This is a genomic window from Zunongwangia sp. SCSIO 43204 (assembly GCF_019904275.1).
In the GTDB taxonomy this organism is placed as follows: domain Bacteria; phylum Bacteroidota; class Bacteroidia; order Flavobacteriales; family Flavobacteriaceae; genus Zunongwangia; species Zunongwangia mangrovi.
This window is the reverse complement of the sequence record NZ_CP063204.1, coordinates 816,109-838,097: the sequence shown is the minus strand read 5'-3', so window position 1 is coordinate 838,097 and position 21,989 is coordinate 816,109. Positions and strand designations below refer to the sequence as shown.

Genomic DNA, 21,989 nt, shown 5'->3' with positions numbered 1-21,989 from the left:
TCTAAAATTACGAGGTTTTATTTTTAAGTTCTGTTTGTTTCCTAAACTCTTTTGGTGATCGATGCACGATTTGTTGGAAAGCATAACTAAATGCTGAAAGGCTGTTGTAACCGCAGCTGTAGGCAATTTCAGTGATCGAAAGATCGGTTTGCAAGAGCATTTCCATACTTTTAATGGTACGCGAAAGTTTTACGTATTGTAAAAATGAAGTTTCCATATTTCCCTGAAACAAACGTGAAAGTGTGCGAGAACTTTGTCCAAATTCTTCAGCGATCTGACCTAAATATAATGGCTGATCGATATGTTGATGAATGTATTTTAAGATAGGTCGCAAAGTTTCATTTTCGGTCGTAGGCAAAACGATGGGCAAAGGATTTTCAGCAGCATCTAACACAATATTTTTTAGCGCTAATAAAAATTCTAACTGAGTTTTGTCTTTTTGAGTAACATCTCCGCGCCACTTTTCAGTATAATAGATCATTTCCATCAAAAGATCGGTGACGGGAAAAATGCCGCCGCGTTCCTGTAATTTATGGTCTTTCGGGATCACCCATTTTGGGAAGAAAATATTCCGAACAAATTTTACTGAAGTCCGTGAAATCACGTTGTGTTCTCGCCCTGCCGGAATCCAGATAAAATGCCTTGCCGGGAAAAAATAGGATTTGTTCCGCGTATTTAAAAAAGCAACGCCACCTTCTACATAGCTCATTTGGTGTTTATTGTGGCTGTGCATTGGCAATTGCTCTTCAATTTTAGTGTGATGCACAAAAAAGCTATCAGGATCACGTTTTACTTTCTCTAAAAATGGATGCATTGCTAGATGACTTCAGAAATTAACATTGGCTGAAATTATAAAATATTTGTCTAAGTTTTGAAAATAAGACTTGAAGATATGGCAGAAATTTGCAAAATGAAATTTAAAGAAGTGAACGACAGAATTATAAAACTTACTTTAAGTCTCTTTTTGTTGAATTTTAGTCAGTTGGCAGTCGCACAGGTCACTCAGGATAGCATTCCGCTAAGTCTTGAAGAAGCCTGGAATCGCGCTAACACCTACAGCAAAGAGATTCGGTTAAGAGGTTTTGATACAGAAATAGGTAAGGAGAACGTAATCGACGCTAAGCGTCAACGTTTACCGCACGTAGAAGTAGAAGGGAGTTATGGGCAGCTTTCTAATATCCCAATTTTTGTTGATGGAATTAGAAATGATGCCGAATACATTCATTTAGAAGATCACACAACATATAACGCCGGAGTACAGGCGTATTTCAATATTTACAACGGAAATAAAACTAATCTCCAGATTTCTGAAGCGGAAACGCGACAGGAATTATTAACGTATCTGGAAGAAGAAACCGCGTCTGCTATTCATTACCGTGTAGCTGAAGCTTATTTAGATATGCAGCGTTCGATGGAATTTAAGCAGTTAATTCTTCAGAATATTGAGCGAAATGAAAAGCGTCTAGACCAGATCACGAAATTGTATGATAATGGCGTAGTTTTAAAAAGTGACCTTTTGCGTGCAAAACTTCAGCTTTCAAGACAGCAAACCAATTTGTTGGAGATGAAAAATAATGTAGAGTTGGCTACGCAATCGCTAAACATTCTGGTAGGTTTTGAAGATGAACAGCCTATAAAACCTGTAGATAGCATTCAGGTGAATATGCTAAAAGCCGAACAAACTTATCGAGATTATGTAAATGATGCGCTGGAAGTTTCGCCAAGATCCAGAATTGCTGAAAAGCAGATCGAAATGCGCGAACTTCAGGAAGAAGAATTAAAAGCCGATAAGTTACCAAGAATAGGATTGTTTGGAGATTATACTTATTCGTATCCGCAAATTCAGTTGTATCCTTACGAAACAGCTCCATATCTTTTGGGAATTGCCGGGATACAGTTAACCTACGATCTTTCAGCTTTGTATCACGATAAACACAAAGAAGAAGCTGCAAAAATAGCGGTAGAGCGTCAAAAATTAGAGCAGCAAAATACCGAAGATCAGCTTCGAAAAGGCGTAAAAGCTTCCTATAAACATTTACAGGAAGACCTGGAGAAAATTGAAATTGCGAAGATGAATATCGACCAGGCGCAGGAAAGTTACCGAATCGTGAACCAAACTTATTTCAATCAGCTTTCCTTACTTACAGATCTTTTAGAAGCAGATACGCAATTATTGCAGGCGAAATTCGAATTGGTAAACAATAGAATTTCAGCAAGATTACACTACTACCAACTACTAAAAATAACAGGCGAATTATAATGAGCGATAAAATTAAGAAATACGAAAATATAGATAAGGCAGCAGTAAAAACAACATATATCGTTGCACTAATCGTGTTGCTGGCGCTTATCATTTGGGGCGTGTTTGCATTAGTCAATTTTTGGAAATACGAACAAACCAACGATGCGCAGGTTAAAGAATATATTAACCCGATTTTGAGCAGATCTAATGGATACGTTCAGGAAATTAGGTATAGCGATCATCAAAAAGTAGCGAAAGGCGATACGCTAATCGTTTTAGATAAAGATGAAGCGAATGTTAACCTACAAGAAGCCGAAGCTGCTTTAGCTTCCGCAGAAGCACAACTAAAAGTTTTAGAAAGCAATGTGGGAACTGCGAGCAGTAACGCCAGTGTGAGCGAGGCAAAAATTAGTGCTGCAGAAGCCGAATTATGGCAACAGCAGCAGGAATTTAACCGTTACAAGAAGTTGTTAGAAGGTGAAGCGGTTACTCAACAACAATTCGAAAATGTAAAAACCAGGTTAGAAGTTGCAAAATCGAATGTTGAAGCAATTAAAAACACCTACGATGCTTCGCAGGGAAGAACCCGAGATGTAAACGCACAGATCGCGGTGGCGAAAGCTAATATTCAGCAGCGAAAATCAACTTTAGAGCGTGTAAAACTGGATATGAAATATTCGGTGATCGTAGCACCTTCAGACGGTTATATGGGAAAAAAGAATTTGCAGGAAGGCCAATATGTTCAAAAAGGGCAAACCATTGGTTTTATTGTAGATCAAAACCAGGGAAAATGGATCGTTGCTAATTTTGAAGAAACGCAGATCGCGAAAATGCAGGAAGGTCAGGAAGCGACCATCACGGTAGATGCGTATCCCGATGAAACCTTCCACGGAAAAATAGAATCACTTTCGCCGGCAACAGGATCTGAATTTTCTTTGTTACCAACCAATAACGCCACCGGAAACTTTGTAAAGATAACGCAGCGTTTCCCGGTAAGAATTCTGTTTACAGACGAGGCTTCAAAATTGCAAAAACTTCGTGCAGGGATGAATGCTGAGGTTTTTGTACCAAAATCTTAAGTTATGCCGAGTGCAAAAAATAGTGATGTTTTTAAAAGCTGGGTGCCAGATTGGTTAATTTTAGTAGGCATTTTTTTATTTCTTTTTCCGATTGCTTCGGTATTGGGGATTTATATGGCTGGGATCAATAGCGCTGCAAGTTATTACGGGATCGATGCGATCGATGTTCGTCTGTCTGTGGTGATCTTTTACCTGGCGATCGTTTGTGCTTTCCCGATAGAAAAACATTTTTTTAATCGATTTTCATCGAGGCCATATTTGGTGGGATGCGCATTAATTTACGTGGCGATCAACCTCATTTTATATTCTACAAGTAGTTTTGCGGTCTTATTGATACTGCGATTTCTTGGCGGTGTGTTATCGCTAAGTTTTATCGGGATAAGTTTTAGTATGATCTTTAGGCAATTTCACGCGCAACGTAGTCGGGTTTTGGGATACGCAACCTTGTATTCTTCATTATTTGCAACGGCGCCATTAGCGCAGATCCTAGATGCTTATGTGTTTACTGAATATGATTTCAACACGATTTTCTTGGTAAAGATATATGCTTTGATTCCGGGATTATTATTGTTTTTATTTCTGCTGAAGCCAAAGATCGATCTTCGTCCAGAAGGGAAAATTCCGTTTAAAAATGTAGACTGGAAGAGTTTTGTATTGTTGGCAACTCCGCTAATCTTGATCGCTTATATTTTATTGTACGGTCAATATTATCACTGGTTTAAAAGTATAAGAATCACATTTTGTATGATCGCATTTGTATTTTTTACGATGCTTTTTGTGATAAGACAATTAAAACTGAAAGAGCCTTATATCGATCTTGGTGTTTTTAAAACCAGAAATTTTAGGATCGGGATGTTATTGCTTATCGCTTTTTATTTTGCAAAAGGTGATACTAGCGCGCTCTATGGTTTCTTCGGAAATAGTGTGAATTTAGATATGTATAATCAAGGTTATGTGATGCTGATCAATGCCGTGGGGATTATTGTTGGCGCTGCTTTATCCGCTAGATTTATTCTGGCTAAAATGAATATTAGGCTAATTTGGATCACTGGGTTTGGTGCCTTGCTAGCTTATCATTTGCTGAGTTTAAATGTGCTTGCCAATCAGGCTGAAATGAGTGATCTTTTGCTGCCTTTATTTTTACAGGGTTTTGGTAACGGAAGTTTAATTTTATCGATCGTAATGTTTTATGTGACCGCCGTACCGCCAAACATAGGATTTTCCGCATCGGTCACCGGTGTCGCGTTTCGGTTTTTTACGTTTACTGCAAGTATGGCACTAGTTTCGTTTATGAGTTTGCATCAACAAAAAGTGCATCAACAATCTTTTGCTGAACATCTAACAGCCGATAATCCTATTGCAATGCAACATATTGCTGAATACTCGCAGGCTTTACAACAAGAAGGAAATCTGTTTGAATCGCCTAATGCATCAAATGCGTTGCTAAGTCGTGAAGTTGCCAAGCAAACCAATTTGATGTTTGTTAGAGATTACTTTATTTATATGAGTGTCTTTATAGTTTTGGTAATGCTTGCGATCGCATTAATTCCGCATTTTCATTACCACATCAGAAAAATAGGAGCAAAGCTGATTCCCGTTTAAGTTCTTTGTGCTTTAAATCCGAATAATTTTCAAAATTCCGGTTTTCGATCTTTAGGTCTCCCCAAGCTTAATGATCGAAACCGGAATTATTTTTTTTGGTTGTTTTTATTACTAAATATGATATTCCAATGACTGCAATGATTAGGCATAAAGGGGAATAAAATACGTTATCCAAATTTGCGAATTCAGTTCCTTTAACTTGCTTGAAAAAGCCAATAAATCTAAAATCACCTATTGATCTTATCAAAAAAATAATAGGTATTATCCAAAGTAAAAGTTTTCGAATAGAACCTAAAAATTTGTTTTTTAGTGATGTCTCAGAAAAGTAGTAAAGAAAGCCAAAAAGCAGTAATAATGATCCAATTGCTATACAATCAACTGTACTTGGTTGGAGAATTTTGATTCCTTGTTCGTTACTCGGTATTGCGCTTTCGAAACCCCATTTCCCGCCAAGTGCCCAATAAAAATGAATGATTGAAAGAGTGAAAAATATAATTGTCAATATTCTGGCAAGTATGCTTTTCATTTTCTTTCAGTTGATGCAAATTTCAGAAAAGATTACTTGGTTTTCTTTACGTATTGGGTAAGGATCACGATATGCTGTCCTTCAACACGACCTTCAATTTGTTCAGCGTTATCCCAAACCAATGAAATACGATGAACAGCTGTACCACGTTTTGCCGTAAAATTTGCGCCTTTTACATCCAGATCTTTGATAAGTACAACCGAGTCGCCATCTGCCAAAATGTTTCCGTTACTGTCTTTATGGATAATTTTTTCAGCTTCATCTTCGGTTTCTTCAGTAGATTTTGCCCAGGCTAAAGCTTCTTCATCCAGATACATCATATCTAATAAATCCTGCGGCCAGCCTTCGCTGCGTAAGCGATTCAGCATTCGTCAGGCAACGATTTGCACCGGTAAATGTTCGCTCCACATACTCTCGTTTAAACAACGCCAGTGATTAGGATCTACTTTTTCTGGATCTTCGATTTGGTCAACACAATTCTTACAAGCATAGATCGAATCGTCTAAAGTACCTTGTATTATACTGAAATAGGTTGACCATTTTTGATTCAATTTTCGACAGATTAAATGGTCAATAGTTCTAAATTTTGTTTATTCCTTTTGTAGGAATGATATTCTATATTTCTATTCAAATGAACAAAGTTAGGGGTGTTCAACTTGAGGCTAAAATGCGGTCTTTTGTTGTTGTAAATCTCAACAGCTCTTTTGACCATCTTCTTCGCTAAGTTAGTATTTTTTATAGTTCGTTTTAAATCATATTCATATTTAAGCGTTCTGTTGATTCTCTCAGCCACGGCGTTCTCGTATGGATCGTACTTCTCGGTCATACTCATTACTATTCCATGATCCTCAGCAAAGCCTGTATATAGCGGGTTGCAGTACTGAATTCCACGATCTGAGTGGTGGATGAGTTTCTGATTTTTGTATTTTCTGTTTTTAATGGCCATTCTAAGGGCATCGACGCAAATTGATGTCTTCATATGACTTGCTAATTTATAACCCATAATTTGCTTAGAATAGGCATCTGTAACCAATGCCAGGTAGCTGTGTCCGTTCTGCGTTTTGATATAGGTAATATCGCTTACCCAAAGTTGTTCCGGCCTGGTTGGAACTTTGTCTTTTACGAGGTTCTTGTATTTAAAGAATCGATGTTTTGAATCGGTTGTGATATGGAACCGCTTTAATTTAGGCACGAGCAGGTTATTCATCCGCATTACACGATAGAATTTATCTCTTCCTATTTTAATACCGAGTCGGTTCATATCATTCTTTAATTCTTTATAGAGTTTAATCCCACCGGTACGCATTCCATACTTATTTCGGTACTCTTTTATAAGCCGAATGATCAGCTGTTGCTGAACTTGTCTGGTCTTGTGAGATCTTAATCGTTTGTAAAAAGCTTGTTTAGAAATCCCAAAACATTGGATCAACCATTTTCTTTTGAACGGTTTAGTTTCTTTTTTTCGATCTCGTCTGCTAATGTTTTGGGCAATGACTTTTTTGCCATATCAACACCTGTAATAAGTTCCATGTCAGCAATAATGTCTTGTTGGAAGTCTTTGACAAATTCCAGTTCCTCTATTTTTTCTTTGAGTTTTTTGATTTCATCTTTCTTGCTCATCCCTTGTTTCTTTTGTTCTAAAGTACTGTATTTTTTCAACCAGTAATAGATGGAAGCTCTGGAAACTTGATATTTATCGGAAGCATGATTGATAGAGATCTGTGCATTTTGAATCTGATCAATGATCAGGAGCTTGAGATCGTAACCTACTTTTTTGTAGGAATTTTTTTGACAGTGTTGATTTTGTTCTTTCATTAGGTATAGTACTAAAAGGTTTAATTTTTAGTCAACCTATTTCAGGAAAGTACGCCTTCAGAAGTTGGCGGTACCTGATAGATCTGTAAGTCGTGTTCGTAACCACATAATTCACATTTGTTGCCACTACGGTCTGTTAATCGTTTTTCAAGTACGCTCATTTTCTAAAAATTTCTGCAAAAATACATTTTATTCTAGCTTATAAGCGGGAATATCACACTTTGTTAAAATTAGAGCTTTTTAGCATTGATTTTTTTGAAGAATTCGGTTCGATAGGTGTCGCCCAGCGGAAGGTCTTTTCTGTTTATCCAAACCTCAAAATTGTCGGTTTTTTCGATCTTATTCAAGGCTACGATGTAAGATTTATGAATTTTAATGAAGTTTTCTTCAGGTAAACTCTGCTGAATCTTTTTCAAAGTATTGTAAGTCACTAATTGCTCTTTTTCAGTATGAATTACCACGTAATTTTTGATACTTTCAGCATAAAGAATATCATCTAACTTCACTTTTTGAAAGCGATTTTTTCCATCGGTCTTTACGAAAAAATAGTCCTCAGAATCTATAATTTCGGGTTGTATTTCCGTAGAAATTTTCTTTTTACTTTTTCGACAGCTTCGATAAATCTTGGGAATGCGATAGGTTTTAGCAAATAATCTATCGCATTGACCTGAAATCCTTCTACAGCAAATTGTGCGTAAGCCGTTGTAAAGACGATATTGGTTGTTTCGCCGATCATTTTTGAAAGTTGAATTCCCGTAAGATCGGGCATTTGAATATCCAGAAAAACCAGCTGAGGTTCGTGTTCTTTTATGAGATCTAAACCTGCTAGAGCATCGGTGGCTGAAGCAATAAGTTCTATGCCTTTAATTTTGCCAACAAAAGTTTCCAGCACTTTAATTGCCGGCGGCTCGTCGTCGATAATGATACATTTTATAGTTTCTGCCATTATTTTAGAGGAAATTGAAGGTTTACAAAATAACGATCGTCTTTGCTGAAATGTTCTAAACTATAGTTTTTGCCGAAAAGCAAAGCGAGGCGCTGCTCGATATTCTTGTACCCAATACCAGATTCATCATAATTCTCCTGAGATTTAAAATAGTTTTCAACCTTAAAATGAAGCTGATTTTTATCGATTTTCAATAGGATATTTACAGGTTTTTCCGACTGATTCAAAATGCCGTGTTTAAAAGCATTTTCTACAAAATGAATTAAAAGTAAAGCTGGGATTTTCTCGCTCCCCACCTGATCTGGAAAACTGGTTTTTATAAAAAGCTGATTCGAAAATCGTCGCTGAAATAGATTAATATAATTATTTATAAAATGAATTTCGTCCTTCAGTAACACGTATTCACCTTCATTCTCATAGGTGATATAGCGCAGCATTTCAGACAATTTTAAAATATCATCACTAAGTTTTTCGTCTACCACCAAGGCATCAGCATAAAAACTATTGAGGGTGTTGAATAAAAAATGCGGACTCAATTGCGACTTTAAAACCTGAAGTTCGGCCTGTTTTTTTCCTAAACTCAGCTCACTAATCTTTTGATTAATACTGAACTGATATTTCACGAAATAAAAGATCAAACTCAGTAAAAATATCCTAATCGCGTAGTACGAATTATCAAAAATATAGAATAGCGGTTTGCGCGAATTAGGATAATAATTGTGCTCACCGGTGATTGTGTATAAGATCACTTCTTCTAATAAATAGCGTATTCCGGCGAAATAAAGCAAACTAAAAATGAGCCCTAAGAACAGCAATCCCCATTTTTTTTGCGGAATCGTTTTGGGGGCGATAAAACTATATACCAGGTAAAACAAACTCACTTGCAAAATTGTGAATTCCAGGTCGCGCAAATTAAATTTTGTAAAACCCTGAAGCACAATTTCTGCAAACACGTCCATTGCAAAAAAGAGCAACCAAAAAATAATATGATATGTGATTTCCTGCTTTTTGGTCATATTGGGTAAAGTAACTAATAAATCTTAAAGCTCATTGAATTTTACCAGGTCAAATTCTGGTGTGCACTCGTAAAGCCAGTTTAAGATTGCTACGTGGGCTGCCCCAAAGATCACCAGAATCCGGTCATCTGGAGTATGTTCAATTCTTTGGACCTTTCTAAAAATTCTAAGATTACGGTTCATCCATAACATCGAAAGTGCATCAGGACCTTCCATTTCTTCTGAAGTAAACTGTCCGCCTGATATGTATGCCCCAAAAGCGCGATCTAAAACCTTATCTGAATTCATGTATTTAAATGTTTCTAATAAGCTGTTTTGAAACGCTAAAGTGTCTTTATAGGCATAGAAATTTTTATAGCGTTTCATCATCTCATCATCTCCTCCAAAATAATGTCGGTTTGCAATACTATCCAGATACGAATTTGTATTGGAGAATTCTTTTGTTCGTGTAGTTTTATATAGTAGATCCCCACTATCCACACCATAAATTGTGTCTAGCCCAAAACGATCTGCCAATCGCATTCCAATTTGGCTTCGTTCACTAGCGTAAAGTTCAGCTTTTCCTGACTTGTATGCTTTCCAGTTTTTTATAAATTTTGAGGAATTATAAGTTTCAATCATGATCTTGGTGGGTTTAAATTTACTGATGTAGTCCAATAATTCCTGAAGTTCTTTTTGGCGTTTTTCAGAGTAAATATTGACTTTCTGATCTTCAGCAGCTTTGTGGACATCAAGCCCTGGATAATTAAAATGAAAACTCCCCACCAAAAGTACTTTTGGAACCTGCTCACCTTTCCGAAGAAATTCATCTGGATCTTTAAAATCGCTCTGCGAGAATAATTGACTAGAAATAAAACTGATTAAAATTGAAATAAGAATACTTTTCATAACTGTTCGTTGTTTGATTTGCCTCAAAGCTATAAAGCCTCTTCCTTTTTATTTTTGAGAAAAAACAAACCCCCAACTTTATAGGATGAAATTGGCGAATTATACAATCAATTTTTCAAAGCTGATTGGTTTTCTCGATAATTGAGATTGTAAATTCTAAGCATTGCCTCGAATTATGGACTAATTTTCTAAAAAATGCTTTTTAGGTTTGCTCTAAGGTAGTTTGCTAAATTCCACGATCTGGTCGATCCAATTCGAAGTGTTTTGCAAGTAAAGATCTGGCGTGATTCCCTTGGTTTCGTATTGGTGTAAATTGTTGTTTTCATGTTTGGTTGAAAAACTAACATTAAAGCCTAAACAGTCTGTTTTTGCTGAAAAAGATTTATTTCCATAGCCATATTCCAGCATTCCGCGAGAATTTTCGCCTGCAATGATACTTCGTTTATCTTTTTTAAGCTGAAGAGCAACAAGCTCGGCTGCACTGGCGGTTTTAAAATTAATCATTACAAATATATGTTTGATATTCTCGTTTTTTTGAAGTGATTTTATAAGTGGCTCTGCCTGTTTTATAGCCCCGCCGCCATTGTTTCTTAAATCGATGATCAGGTTTTCTTTGGTTAGATTTTTAAGATGATCTTCGTAAAAAACCTGTGCTTCTTTCATCAAATTTCGGGTTCTGCTTAAGGTTTTGATACCTATATAATCAAAGTCGGTATTTATGGATGTGAAATTGAAAGTCTGTTCGTGATTTGCATGAAAATTATATTGATTGACTTTGTTCCAAAAAGTACCCTGAATTCGTCCATTTTCGATTTTAATGTTATTTTGATAAGAAAGAATTCCGTTCGCGAAAAACTCGAAGATTTCGAAGCTTCCATCTTCGGTTTCGTTGATTTTTAGCCTTATTTTTCCTTTTTTCCATCCTTCAGAAGCCGATTTTAAAGTAATTCCAAACCATAAACTATCACTTTCTTTTTTCAGGAAAATTTGATCTCTACCGGCGTGATAAATTCCGGAGATATCATCTTCAATTTTGGTGGTGTCGATAGCTTTTTTGTAGGTCGGGATATTTTCAGCAAGATCTTCTGGAACCTTAAAAACCTGGTTGTGCCGATCTTTGATAAATGAGGCATATTTTTGCAAATACCCGGCACAAAAGTATTCGTTAAGCTCATCTTGTTTAATTTCAGTGATAATTTTTTCTTTCCATTGCTGAAATTCTTGTTCTCGATTTTCTTTTTTAATCTGAATTTTATAGCTTTTTGAATGCTGAATTAATGCTGAAATCTCCTCTAATGCTGAAATACAATTACAGTCTGAATGTTGTCCAAAAGCGGTAAAACTTCCGAAGAAAAATAGCATCAGAATTAAAGATTTTTGAATGTTTTTTGAAAAAAGAATACTGTAGATGTTGATCGATATTGCCATAGTGATGAACTTAAAAAATAGAGTTTAAAAATATCGAATATTGACTTTTGATTGTTTCAAATAATTCGAAACCAGGGTTTTTCAGGATGAAACAGGGGATTTTCAAAACGAATTCTAAAATTAGCTGTGAAAAACCTATAACTTCAGTTTACGTTAAGTCTTAAAACAATGATAACTTGGATAGTCGTCTGCTATAATTTTTTTAATTTGGAGCTTCAATTAAAAAATCAACAATGAGCATTTTCAGTAAAGACACAATCGAGGAAGAGCATAAAAAGAAACAGGAAGATTTTAAGGAAGAAGATGTAGATCGCGTTCTAGAGGACGAGGAAGAAATAAAATCTAAGTTTGAAAATAAGAATGCGTTGCGCCGTTATTTTGATGATGCGCAGATATTATTTAGTTTGGTGCGTGATTATGCAAGTGGCGAATATCGGGAAATTCCGTTCAATATTGTTGCTGCGGTAGGTGCTGCTTTATTGTATGTGTTGTCGCCAATCGATCTAATTCCAGATTTTATCCCTGTAATTGGATATTTAGATGATGCTGCGGTAATTGCTTTTTGCCTTAGTTTGATCGAGAGAGATCTTGCGGCTTACAAGGTTTGGAAAGATGCGAAATCGTAAAAGATAAAAAGTGTTCAGAAAAATAAAAGTCCGCTGCGAAGCGGACTTTCTTATTTTCTAGTCGGAATTAAATAATTCCGTTATTTTCTACCCATTTAAAAGTATATTGATCTTGCGGAATTGCAATACGATCTGCAATTCTCGTCATTCTATCTGGTAATTTCATTAAATAATCACGAGCTTTTTCAGCTTCATCGGTAAGCGCTCTCATTTTATCGATCTCCCAGTAAGCATTTAGTTTCTTAAGGATTTCGATATAATCGTAAGTGGTGTAAACGCCAAGACGTTGTGCTGCATTCGAGAAATTTTCGAAAGCCTGTGCAATACCTTCACCACTTTCTCTCAAAAACTGCGCTGGCATAACGATCTTCTTTTTCATCATGTCGTGAAATGCCAACATCATTTCGCTAGGATCGTGCTCAAAAATAGTTTTCACGAATTCGCGATAGGCCATATAGTGGCGCATCTCGTCTCCTGCGATGATATTACACATTTTTCCCAGCATTTTATTTCCTTTTTTCTTAGCTAGTTGTCCCACTCTTTTGTGAGAAATATTAGTCGCTAATTCCTGGAAACTGGTATAAACGAAGTTTTTATAAGGATCTCTACCGGTACCAATATCAAAACCATCATTAATTAAATGCTGTGTTGTTTTTTCTATTTCGCGCATATTTACACGACCCGATAAATAAAGATATTTGTTTAATGTGTCACCGTGACGATTTTCTTCACCCGTCCAGTGTCTTACCCATTTAGACCAAGGGTTTTGTTCACCATCGGCACGACGTTGCTGGTCTACACCTTCTACATCCATAAGCCAGCTTTCGTAAGTTGGCAGGGCTTCTTCAGTAACCATATCTGCTACAAGTACCACCCAAAAATCATAACCTAATTCTTTTGCTTCCTCACGTAATTGTTTAACGTTCTCCAGTCCTTCTTCCCCTTGTAGATTAGGCAAAAAATCTGTTGGTTGCCAAATATCATCGACGGGAATCAGATATTGGTCAATAAAACCATCTACTTTACTTTCGATAGTTTTCATCACTTCAAGTCTTATGTTTTCTAGGGCCATTATTTTTGTATGTTACTGTAAATTAAGAATTTTTATCTTATTTACAGAGTTGTTAGCAATATAAAATGCAATAATCATGCTAGTAATTAATCTACTAATACACGGTTTGCAAATTAAAGGGAAATACATTGAATTACAAAGTGCTAAATATTTTGCGGTATTCTTTTAATTTCTTCCGTTCTCATTTGGATATAAAGTGTATACAGGATCGCTTTGCCAAACTTCCTTGGTGTTTACTTCTAGCGCAGAAATACTTCCTTTAAAAGCAGCACCGGTATCTACATTCCAAATATTGGCTTTATTTACCGGGAAAGTCTCTCCAATTCTGGTAACGGGCGTATGCCCAATAAAAATCTCTTTAAAAATCTGTAGTCGTTTAGGATAAAGATCGCTGGTTTCTTCGATAGAGGTATCTAATGCCAACGCCATTTCCCATAAAGTGCGATCCCAGTAAAAACCGGTGTCATAATATTCACTTTCCGGGCCATGTAAATTGGTAAACCCTGCATGCACAAATAGTCGATTTTGGTCGTCTACATAATAATTTTGCATTTCAGAAAAGAAACGTAAATGTTGCTCTATTTCTTCAGGAGACAGTTTTGCATAGCCATCGATGCTACTTTGCCCACCATGCATCACCCAACGATCGGTCATCGTTCCGTTTTTTAGGTATTGATGCGTAAGATCGTCATGATTTCCTCGCATAAAAATACAATCGAATTCTTTGCCAAGTTCAATTAAATAAGAAACCACTTGTGCAGATTCACTCCAGCCATCTACATAGTCTCCCAGGAAAATGATCGTATCTTCTGCAGTTATTTTTACTATATCGTGTAATAATTGTTTTAATGCTTTTAATCCCCCGTGTATATCGCCAATGGCTAGCGTTCTACCCATGCTAACTATATTTTACTTTTCTTAAAATTCGTGTACTCTCTTTATAATAATGATAGGCTTCGCTGCTGTACTTTTTTAGGAATGGTTTTGCTTCTTCCAGTTTTTCCATCGCTTCGCCGAAGCCGTTAAGGTAACAAAGCAAATAGGTTGATGGTAGGTTTTTAACATCCTTTCGCTGGTTTTTAGTAAGCGGAAGCAATTTTTTTAGACGCTCTAAAAGCATATTGTTGCTATTGTAGATATGATAAAGTGTGTTTTTGTCGAATTGTGGTGGCTCGAATACCAGTTCACTTTGGATCTCGTAAGTAGCGTTATCTTTAAAATGAATAGTGACTTCTTCTAAAGGATAATAACGATAGCTATTGGGAACACCAAGATGAACATACTCCAGGATTTTAAAACTGTTAGCATCTGAAGTGATACTTACTTCATCTAAATCTGAATAAAATAATTTTACCTGTTCGTTTATTAAAGCGATATCTACCCGACTAAAATAAAGTTCGCCTTTTGCATATTTTTTCTTTCCTGCCCAGCAAACCACAAAATATTCTTTAAAAACCTGGTAAGTAGGATTTAGTTTTTTGTGGTGATTAATAAAATCGAAAACGCCGTTTAAGGTTAATTCAATATTATTTTGTGCGTGTTTTTCGATGGAAGCAACAATTTCAGAATTTTCATTTTCAATTTTAATATCAAAATCTTTGGGCATACTTATGCTTCCGTCCCTAAGAAAGATCGATCCACCGTAATATTTCCATATATTTTTCCGCAGAGAACATATTTTTCCATTGTTCGGGCGAATAGTAACCAGTCCAACCACCAAATGATCTGGAAGATGAGGAAACGGAATATTCTCGTACATCACTTTGGGCGGATTGCTTAGATAGGCATTAATTAGATTTTGAATCTTACTGTCATCAAAAAAATCGATCCCAATAATCTCGTTATCCTCATCTCTAACCCCAATTACGATGTATGAATTGTTTTTTGGGTTAGAGTTTGCCAGTGCACAAATATGTTTTAGAAACTTCGCCTTCCCCTCTTTTTCACTAATGTTAAGTTGCAGTTTTTTATCATAAAAACTGTTTTCGTCATTATGCGCCAAAAGGTTTTTAATAAGAAGGCGTTTATTGATCATATCATTGTTTGTCTACAATAGTGCTACTTGCCTGTGCGGTACACATCACTATTAGATCTGCAATATTAACATGGTAAGGTCGTGTTACCACAAACCGAATGATATCTGCAATATCTTCTGGACGTAAAGCCTCAAAACCCTGATATACTTTTTTTGCTTTCTCGCTATCTCCTTTAAATCTTACGTCACTAAATTCGGTTTCTACAAGTCCGGGGTTTATAGCACCAACGCGAATTCCTTTGCCGTTAAGATCGATACGCATTCCCTGGTTAATCGCATCTACCGCATGTTTGCTGGCACAATACACATTTCCATTAGGATACACTTCTTTGCCTGCTGTAGAACCAATGTTTATGATATGTCCAGATTTTCTTTCGATCATTCCCGGGATTACCGCTTTGCTTACATAAAGCAAGCCTTTTACGTTAATATCCATCATTGCATCCCAATCCTCTATAGATCCGTCTTGGATTGGATCTAAGCCATGTGCGTTCCCGGCATTATTTATAAGAATATCGATATTCGAGAATTCTGGAGGTAAATTTTCAATCTTTTTAAAAACTTCATCTTTATCGCGAACATCAAAACTTAAGGTTAGCACTTCAGTTTTTTTACCTAGCTCTTCTTTCAATTCGTTTAGACGGCCTTCTCTTCTTCCGCAGATAATTAAATTAAATCCCTCTTCAGCAAAAATTCTGGCTGTTTCTTTTCCAATCCCACTTGTTGCGCCGGTGATTAGTGCAGTTTTCATTGTTAAATTTTTTTAAAGTCTAATGTACTAAAGTATTTGCAAGTAAAGGGCTTAGATGAATTAATTAGATTTTAAATCTTGTTAAAAATCGTTAATCTATATTAAAGCCGAAAATGATTTGAAAAACGATGCGTTATTTAGCCTAAATGAACCAAATCTATTTTTATGAGAAAGCAATTTTTAAATTTTAAGACCTTATTTCTAGCTGTATTTACAGGACTGGCATTAACTTCTTGTAGCGATGACGATGATTCTGGAGCTGCTGAAGGAAACGCAAGAATAGCTGTAAGAATGGTCGATGCGCCAGGAGATTACGAGGCTGTAAATATCGATGTAGAAGAAGTGCAGGTACAAACTGGAGCCGAGGACGACGAAAACGAAGCTTGGATAAGCTTAGATACTGAAGCCGGAATTTACAACCTACTTGAGCTTACCGGCGGAGTATCGCAATTATTAGCCGATGAGGAAATTGAAGCCGGATATGCCGGGCAAATTCGTTTAATTCTTGGAGATGATAATACGATCGTGCAAAATGGTGAAGAATATCCACTGGCCACTCCAAGTGCACAGCAATCGGGTTTAAAATTAAACCTTAACCAGGAATTAGAACCTGGTGAAGAATATTTTTATGTGCTGGATTTTGATGTAGATAAATCGATTGTCGAGCAGGGGAATGGTGGTTATACTTTGCGCCCGGTAATTAGAATCTCTGCGGAAGACGATGCCGGGATGATTGTTGGAGAAGTTCATCCATCAGAGTTTAGAAGTTTAGTAACGGCAACAAATGCTTCGTATAGTATTTCTGCTTATACGAATGCTGAAGGTGAATTTGCGCTTTATGGAGTGCCAGAAGGAACTTACCAGATCACTGTTGAAGCAGATCCAATCTCTGGATTAGATGAGCTAACTGTAGATAATGTTGTAGTAGACGACGATGAAACTACAGATTTGGAGACTTTGTTCCTGGAGTAAAATAAATGTTATAAGTACAGATTATCGAAAAAGGCGCTAATATTTACATTAGCGCCTTTTTTTATTTTAGTGATTTTAAGAAAGTTTCTTAAAGAAGCGCAGTTAAAGCTTAGTTCTGTCTGGTTTTAGCTGATTTTACAAGGTTTTAGAGAGAATTTTTAATAGAAATCAATAAAGCAAAGAATCTGGTTTTTATGGTTTTAAAAAATATTAATCACTGATACACAATAGAATTTAGTGCATTCCGTTAAATTTATGCTTAAAACAAATAATGTAGATTATTGAATACCCGAAAGTTTAATAATATTGAATTTGCTACGACCACTGTATGGTTGTATATTCACGTTTTAAAATCTAATTAGAATAATGACAGATAATCAATCTTCTTTAGACATCGCCAGTCTAAATGAAAAAATTGAAAGAGAAAGTGCTTTCGTTGATGTGCTAACTACAGAAATGAATAAAGTTATCGTAGGACAAAAGCACATGGTAGAACGATTACTTATAGGTTTATTAGGACAGGGACATATCCTTTTAGAAGGGGTTCCGGGACTTGCAAAAACCCTGGCAATTAATACTTTATCACAAGCTGTGCATGGATCATTTAGTCGTGTGCAGTTTACTCCAGATTTACTTCCCGCAGATGTTGTAGGTACGCTTATTTATAATATGAAGATCAATGACTTCAGTATAAAAAAAGGACCTATTTTCGCTAATTTCGTCCTTGCAGATGAGATCAACCGTGCACCTGCAAAAGTACAGTCGGCTTTACTGGAAGCGATGCAGGAAAAGCAAGTAACCATTGGAGACGAAACTTTTAAATTAGATAAGCCGTTTTTAGTAATGGCAACGCAAAACCCGGTAGAGCAGGAAGGAACTTATCCTTTACCTGAAGCACAGGTAGACCGTTTTATGCTAAAAACAGTGATCAAATATCCACAATTAGAGGAAGAGCAATTAATTATTCGTGCAAACCTTAGGGGTAGTTTCGAGAAGGTAAATCAAGTGGTGAGTATCGAGCAGATATTAAGAGCCCAACAAACGGTTCGAGAAGTGTATATGGACGAGAAGATCGAGAAATATATTCTTGATATTATTTTCGCTACACGTACGCCAGAGAAATATCGCTTAGAAGATCTAAAACCACTAATTAACTTTGGAGCTTCTCCTCGTGGTAGTATTAACCTGGCAACAGCAGCAAAATGCTATGCTTTTATCAAGAGAAGAGGATATGTGATTCCTGAAGATGTTAGAGCTGTTGTTTACGATGTTTTACGTCACAGAATAGGAATTACCTACGAAGCCGAAGCCGAGAATATAACTTCTGAAGATATTATTGGTAAGATCGTTAACGAGATCGAAGTACCATAGGTATTTGCATTTATCAATTGTAAATTATCAAAAATGCTTTGATAATTGATTATTGTTATTTGTTTATTGAAAAATATGGATACCAAAGAGTTACTTAAGAAAGTTCGTAAGATCGAAATAAAAACCCGTCGCCTTAGTGATCATATCTTTGGCGGTGAATATCATTCTACCTTTAAAGGAAGGGGAATGACCTTTAGCGAGGTGCGCCAATATCAATTTGGTGACGATGTTCGTAATATCGATTGGAATGTTACAGCACGTTATAGCGAGCCTTTTGTTAAAGTTTTTGAAGAAGAACGAGAGCTTACCATGATGCTGGTAGTAGATGTTTCAGGATCAGAATTTTTTGGAACTCAAAATCAGTTTAAAAAAGAAGTGATTACTGAAATTGCGGCGACATTGGCATTTTCAGCAACACAAAATAACGACAAGATTGGTTTGCTAATGTTTTCAGACCAGGTAGAAAATTATATTCCGCCTAAAAAAGGAAAATCTCATGTTCTAAGAATTATACGAGAATTGTTAGAATTTCAGCCAAAAAGTAAGAAAACCGATATTTCATTGGGCTTAAAATATTTATCGAATGTGATGAAGAAAAAAGCCATTGTTTTTGTGTTATCAGATTTTATGGGCGACGACTATCAGCAAACGCTTAAGATCACCGGTAATCGTCATGATGTTACCGGAATACGAGTATACGACCAGCGTGAAAAGGAAATTCCTAATATTGGTTTGGTACAAATGTTGGATGAAGAAACCAACGAATATATTACCGTAAATACAGGTAGCAAAGCGGTTAGACGCAGTTATACTGAATATTATCTGGATCGATTAAGATATTTTGAAGAAAGCTTTGCCCTTAGTGGAGCAGGAGTTATTAATACCAGGGTAGATGAAAGTTATGTGAAAAAACTTTTAGGGTATTTTAAAAGAAGAGGCTAAGCATATTAAGATGAAGAAAGATCAATTGTTAGATTCTATTTATAAAAAACATACTTTAAAAAAGCAGTTGCGGGCAATATTGGTTATTGCTGTTGCTTTTTTTGCTTTTCCCGCCATGGCGCAGGAAGCCCAGGTTTCAGCAAGTATTGATACCGCCAGGATCAAAATTGGAGAGCAGATCTCTTATAGGATCAATATTGAAACCGATTCTACAAACCTTGTCGTTTTTCCTGAGGGAAATACGTTCTCACCTTTAGAGATCGTGGAATCTTTAGGAGCCGATACTACAAGAATTCAGAATAGATTTCAACTTTTAAAAAAATATACATTAACCCAATTCGATTCCGGTTCGTACACCATTCCGCAGCAAAGAATTATTATTAACGAGAAACCGTTTTTAACCGATTCTATACGAGTTGAGGTTGCAGATGTTGCAGTAGATACTACCAAGCAGCAAATGTATCCTATAAAACCATCGGTAGAGGTACCTCAAAGTTTTAGTATTCCGGCCTGGGTTTGGTGGTTGCTTGCTATATTGGTGATATTAGGCATTTTAGCCTTCTTTTTTATAAAACGAAGAAAAGAAAAAGCGCTGGAAAATAAATTGCCGCCTTACGAGCAGGCAATGCAAGACCTGGACGATCTTGATAAAAGTACGCTAATCGAAAACCGAGAGGTTAAAGAGTATTATTCAAGATTAACTTATGCGGTTAGACGTTATTTAGACGAAAAAGTCTATGATCGTGCAATGGAAAGCACAACAACCGAGTTGATTAGCTTTCTTGAAATGCAACAAAAATCGGGCGTGCTTCATTTGCATGGGAAAACACTTCAGAATTTAAAACAAATATTACAAAGAGCCGATCTTGCAAAATTTGCCGGGTCTCGACCAGATGTGATCACAGCAAAAGAAGATCGTAACAAAACCCGAATGATCATTAACGACGTTAAATCTTCGATGCCAGAGCCTACCGAAGAAGAGCTTATGCTAGACGAAGAATATCGTCAAAATAAGCTTTCTAAAAAGCGTAAGAAAAGATTGATTTTGGGTGTTTCAGGTGGAGTTTTAGTGATCTTTATCGCCCTGGCTGTTTTGATTAGTTCTAAAGGTTTGGATTATGTGATCGATACTTACTGGGGACATCCAACCAAAGAATTGCTGGAAGGTGAATGGATTAGAAGTGAATATGGCACTCCCGCTGTAGTGATTACTACTCCAGAAGTTCTGGTAAGACAGGAAATGGAACTTAGCCAGGATGCTACACAAACCTATGTCGATGCACAAATGTTTAGTTTTGGTAGTTTGGTAAGTAATTTTTACACCAGTTTAAGTACCAGAATATTTACAAAACAAGATCAATTTGATCTCAAAACTGGTGTAGACGGAGTTTACAAAGAATTAGAAAATCAGGGCGCACAAAACATTGTAATGAAGCAGGAAGAGTTTAGCACCGTAAATGGTGCTAAAGGAGTACGAGTTTTTGGAACTTTAGAAATGACGAATCCTGTAAATGACGATGTGCAGCCTAAAAAATATAGTATCCTGAATTTTGCTGAAAACGGGGGCTTCCAGCAGATCACAGTGATCTATGATGAAGAAGATAGCTATGCTGAAGAAATTTCCGGAAGGATCATTAATTCAGTAGAACTTATAAAATTGAATAATTAATGTTTGCGAATTTCACTTTCGAAAATCCTGAGTTTTTCTGGTTGTTTATTTTACTTCCGGTAGCGATCGCATGGTATTTCTGGAAAAGAAATCTGCAAACTCCGGCATTAAGAATGTCGAGTATTCAGGGATTTAAAGCTAAATCGAGCATTCTCGCAAAATTAAGACCGCTTCTTTTTGTTTTAAGGGTGCTGGCACTTGCTTTAATAATTGTAGCATTGGCACGACCAAGAACAGTAGATGTTTCTACCCGAACCAATAGTACACAGGGAATCGATATTGTAATGGCAATAGATGTTTCTGCAAGTATGCTGGCGAGAGATCTTCAGCCAAACAGATTAGAAGCAACAAAAACTGTTGGTGAGGAATTTATAAAAGGGCGACCTTCAGATAGAATAGGATTAGTGCTTTATTCAGGAGAAAGTTTTACTAAAACGCCTATTACCAGCGATAAATCTGTAGTGCTAAGAGCACTGGCCGATGTAGAATTTAATACCATTTTAGAAAGTGGTACAGCAATTGGTTCTGGTTTGGCAACTTCGGTTAACCGATTAAAAGATAGTAAAGCTGAAAGTAAAGTGATCATTTTACTTACAGATGGGGTAAATAATTCGGGATTTATCGATCCTAAAGTAGCCAGTGAGCTTGCGAAAGAATTTAGTATAAAAGTCTACACTATTGGTGTTGGTACCAATGGGATGGCTTTAACTCCGGTAGGTATTGCCGGGAATGGTAGTTTTAGGTTTGGTAACCGCCAGGTAGAGATCGATGAAGAATTATTGCAGCAAATTGCAGATGAGACAGGCGGAAAATACTTCCGGGCGACCAATAATGAAAAGCTGGAGGATATTTATGAAGAGATCGATCAATTAGAAAAAACCGAGATCGAAGAATTTAAGTATACTAATTACGATGAGAAGTTTCGGCCATTTGCATTATTGGCAGGCGCCTTACTTTTATTCGAATTGTTATTAAGATATACCGTATTTAGAAGTTTTATATAAAGCTT

At 36.4% G+C, this 21,989-nt stretch carries 22 protein-coding genes and 1 pseudogene; 9 read left to right on the top strand and 14 right to left on the bottom strand.

The features are described 5' to 3' along the window. Nucleotides 1-7: 7 nt before the first annotated feature. Nucleotides 8-814 (bottom strand): AraC family transcriptional regulator, encoded by an 807-nt coding sequence (locus tag INR75_RS03720; protein ID WP_223090824.1) that lies wholly within the window; start codon nucleotides 812-814, stop codon nucleotides 8-10. A 78-nt stretch (nucleotides 815-892) separates the two neighbouring features. Between INR75_RS03720 and INR75_RS03715 the strand changes: the two genes are divergently transcribed. Genes INR75_RS03715 through INR75_RS03705 form a run of 3 tightly spaced genes read left to right on the top strand, consistent with a single transcriptional unit; the run spans nucleotide 893 to nucleotide 4,923 of the window. After that, a complete protein-coding gene (locus INR75_RS03715; RefSeq protein WP_255584633.1) occupies nucleotides 893-2,260 on the top strand; it encodes a TolC family protein in 1,368 nt (455 codons plus the stop codon). Continuing rightward, nucleotides 2,260-3,321, top strand: a complete 1,062-nt coding sequence (locus INR75_RS03710) for an HlyD family secretion protein (RefSeq protein ID WP_223090823.1) — start codon at nucleotides 2,260-2,262, stop codon at nucleotides 3,319-3,321. Before INR75_RS03715 ends, INR75_RS03710 begins: the two co-directional genes overlap by 1 nt. Before the next feature lie 3 nt (nucleotides 3,322-3,324). Continuing rightward, entirely contained in the window at nucleotides 3,325-4,923 is a 1,599-nt protein-coding gene (locus tag INR75_RS03705; protein WP_223090822.1) for an MFS transporter, read from the top strand. Between the two features lie 67 nt (nucleotides 4,924-4,990). Here INR75_RS03705 and INR75_RS03700 read toward each other — a convergent pair whose 3' ends face one another. The 9 genes and pseudogenes from INR75_RS03700 to INR75_RS03665 all read right to left on the bottom strand — a co-directional run bounded on the left by INR75_RS03700 (nucleotide 4,991) and on the right by INR75_RS03665 (nucleotide 11,542). Next, nucleotides 4,991-5,449 carry a DUF3995 domain-containing protein gene (locus tag INR75_RS03700; RefSeq protein WP_223090821.1) on the bottom strand — a complete coding sequence of 153 codons (459 nt, stop codon included), beginning with the start codon at nucleotides 5,447-5,449 and terminating at the stop codon, nucleotides 4,991-4,993. Nucleotides 5,450-5,481: 32 nt separating this feature from the next. Continuing rightward, a pseudogene (locus INR75_RS03695) lies at nucleotides 5,482-5,952 on the bottom strand (alkylphosphonate utilization protein); the annotation flags it as partial. 59 nt (nucleotides 5,953-6,011) lie between these two features. Next, nucleotides 6,012-6,878: an IS3 family transposase gene (locus INR75_RS03690; RefSeq protein WP_223089279.1), complete on the bottom strand. Its 867-nt coding sequence runs from the start codon at nucleotides 6,876-6,878 to the stop codon at nucleotides 6,012-6,014. Next, on the bottom strand, nucleotides 6,875-7,264 hold the full coding sequence (locus INR75_RS03685) for an IS630 transposase-related protein (RefSeq protein ID WP_223089280.1): 390 nt from the start codon (nucleotides 7,262-7,264) through the stop codon (nucleotides 6,875-6,877). The genes INR75_RS03690 and INR75_RS03685 overlap by 4 nt, the downstream gene beginning before the upstream one ends. A gap of 230 nt (nucleotides 7,265-7,494) precedes the next feature. Continuing rightward, on the bottom strand, nucleotides 7,495-7,770 hold the full coding sequence (locus INR75_RS20380; protein ID WP_255584632.1) for a LytTR family DNA-binding domain-containing protein: 276 nt from the start codon (nucleotides 7,768-7,770) through the stop codon (nucleotides 7,495-7,497). Between the two features lie 53 nt (nucleotides 7,771-7,823). Further along, nucleotides 7,824-8,210 (bottom strand): LytTR family DNA-binding domain-containing protein, encoded by a 387-nt coding sequence (locus tag INR75_RS20375; protein WP_255584631.1) that lies wholly within the window; start codon nucleotides 8,208-8,210, stop codon nucleotides 7,824-7,826. Next, complete coding sequence (locus INR75_RS03675; protein ID WP_223090820.1) at nucleotides 8,210-9,226, bottom strand: sensor histidine kinase; 1,017 nt, start codon at nucleotides 9,224-9,226, stop codon at nucleotides 8,210-8,212. The genes INR75_RS20375 and INR75_RS03675 overlap by 1 nt, the downstream gene beginning before the upstream one ends. Before the next feature lie 24 nt (nucleotides 9,227-9,250). Beyond that, nucleotides 9,251-10,114, bottom strand: coding sequence for a DUF5694 domain-containing protein (locus INR75_RS03670; protein WP_223090819.1), 864 nt, complete (start codon nucleotides 10,112-10,114; stop codon nucleotides 9,251-9,253). A 213-nt stretch (nucleotides 10,115-10,327) separates the two neighbouring features. Further along, nucleotides 10,328-11,542 carry a S41 family peptidase gene (locus tag INR75_RS03665; RefSeq protein WP_223090818.1) on the bottom strand — a complete coding sequence of 405 codons (1,215 nt, stop codon included), beginning with the start codon at nucleotides 11,540-11,542 and terminating at the stop codon, nucleotides 10,328-10,330. Between the two features lie 233 nt (nucleotides 11,543-11,775). Here INR75_RS03665 and INR75_RS03660 point away from each other — a divergent pair, with 233 nt between their 5' ends. Next, on the top strand, nucleotides 11,776-12,168 hold the full coding sequence (locus tag INR75_RS03660) for a YkvA family protein (protein ID WP_092539671.1): 393 nt from the start codon (nucleotides 11,776-11,778) through the stop codon (nucleotides 12,166-12,168). A gap of 67 nt (nucleotides 12,169-12,235) precedes the next feature. Here INR75_RS03660 and INR75_RS03655 read toward each other — a convergent pair whose 3' ends face one another. From INR75_RS03655 to INR75_RS03640, 4 genes are all read right to left on the bottom strand, one after another. Next, on the bottom strand, nucleotides 12,236-13,240 hold the full coding sequence (locus INR75_RS03655; RefSeq protein ID WP_223090817.1) for an acyl-ACP desaturase: 1,005 nt from the start codon (nucleotides 13,238-13,240) through the stop codon (nucleotides 12,236-12,238). 165 nt (nucleotides 13,241-13,405) lie between these two features. Next, nucleotides 13,406-14,137 (bottom strand): metallophosphoesterase, encoded by a 732-nt coding sequence (locus INR75_RS03650; RefSeq protein ID WP_223090816.1) that lies wholly within the window; start codon nucleotides 14,135-14,137, stop codon nucleotides 13,406-13,408. Between the two features lies 1 nt (nucleotide 14,138). Next, entirely contained in the window at nucleotides 14,139-15,275 is a 1,137-nt protein-coding gene (locus tag INR75_RS03645) for an ATP-binding protein (protein WP_223090815.1), read from the bottom strand. 1 nt (nucleotide 15,276) lies between these two features. Next, on the bottom strand, nucleotides 15,277-16,026 hold the full coding sequence (locus tag INR75_RS03640; protein WP_223090814.1) for an SDR family NAD(P)-dependent oxidoreductase: 750 nt from the start codon (nucleotides 16,024-16,026) through the stop codon (nucleotides 15,277-15,279). A gap of 165 nt (nucleotides 16,027-16,191) precedes the next feature. On the opposite strand from INR75_RS03640, the gene INR75_RS03635 reads away from it, so the two are divergent. The 5 genes from INR75_RS03635 to INR75_RS03615 all read left to right on the top strand — a co-directional run bounded on the left by INR75_RS03635 (nucleotide 16,192) and on the right by INR75_RS03615 (nucleotide 21,984). Further along, nucleotides 16,192-16,998: a DUF4382 domain-containing protein gene (locus INR75_RS03635; RefSeq protein ID WP_223090813.1), complete on the top strand. Its 807-nt coding sequence runs from the start codon at nucleotides 16,192-16,194 to the stop codon at nucleotides 16,996-16,998. A gap of 366 nt (nucleotides 16,999-17,364) precedes the next feature. After that, complete coding sequence (locus INR75_RS03630) at nucleotides 17,365-18,369, top strand: MoxR family ATPase (protein ID WP_092539665.1); 1,005 nt, start codon at nucleotides 17,365-17,367, stop codon at nucleotides 18,367-18,369. A 75-nt stretch (nucleotides 18,370-18,444) separates the two neighbouring features. After that, on the top strand, nucleotides 18,445-19,311 hold the full coding sequence (locus INR75_RS03625; protein ID WP_223090812.1) for a DUF58 domain-containing protein: 867 nt from the start codon (nucleotides 18,445-18,447) through the stop codon (nucleotides 19,309-19,311). Nucleotides 19,312-19,321: 10 nt separating this feature from the next. Then, nucleotides 19,322-20,980 carry a protein BatD gene (locus INR75_RS03620; RefSeq protein ID WP_223090811.1) on the top strand — a complete coding sequence of 553 codons (1,659 nt, stop codon included), beginning with the start codon at nucleotides 19,322-19,324 and terminating at the stop codon, nucleotides 20,978-20,980. Beyond that, nucleotides 20,980-21,984, top strand: a complete 1,005-nt coding sequence (locus INR75_RS03615) for a VWA domain-containing protein (protein ID WP_223090810.1) — start codon at nucleotides 20,980-20,982, stop codon at nucleotides 21,982-21,984. Before INR75_RS03620 ends, INR75_RS03615 begins: the two co-directional genes overlap by 1 nt. The last annotated feature ends 5 nt before the right edge of the window (nucleotides 21,985-21,989 follow it).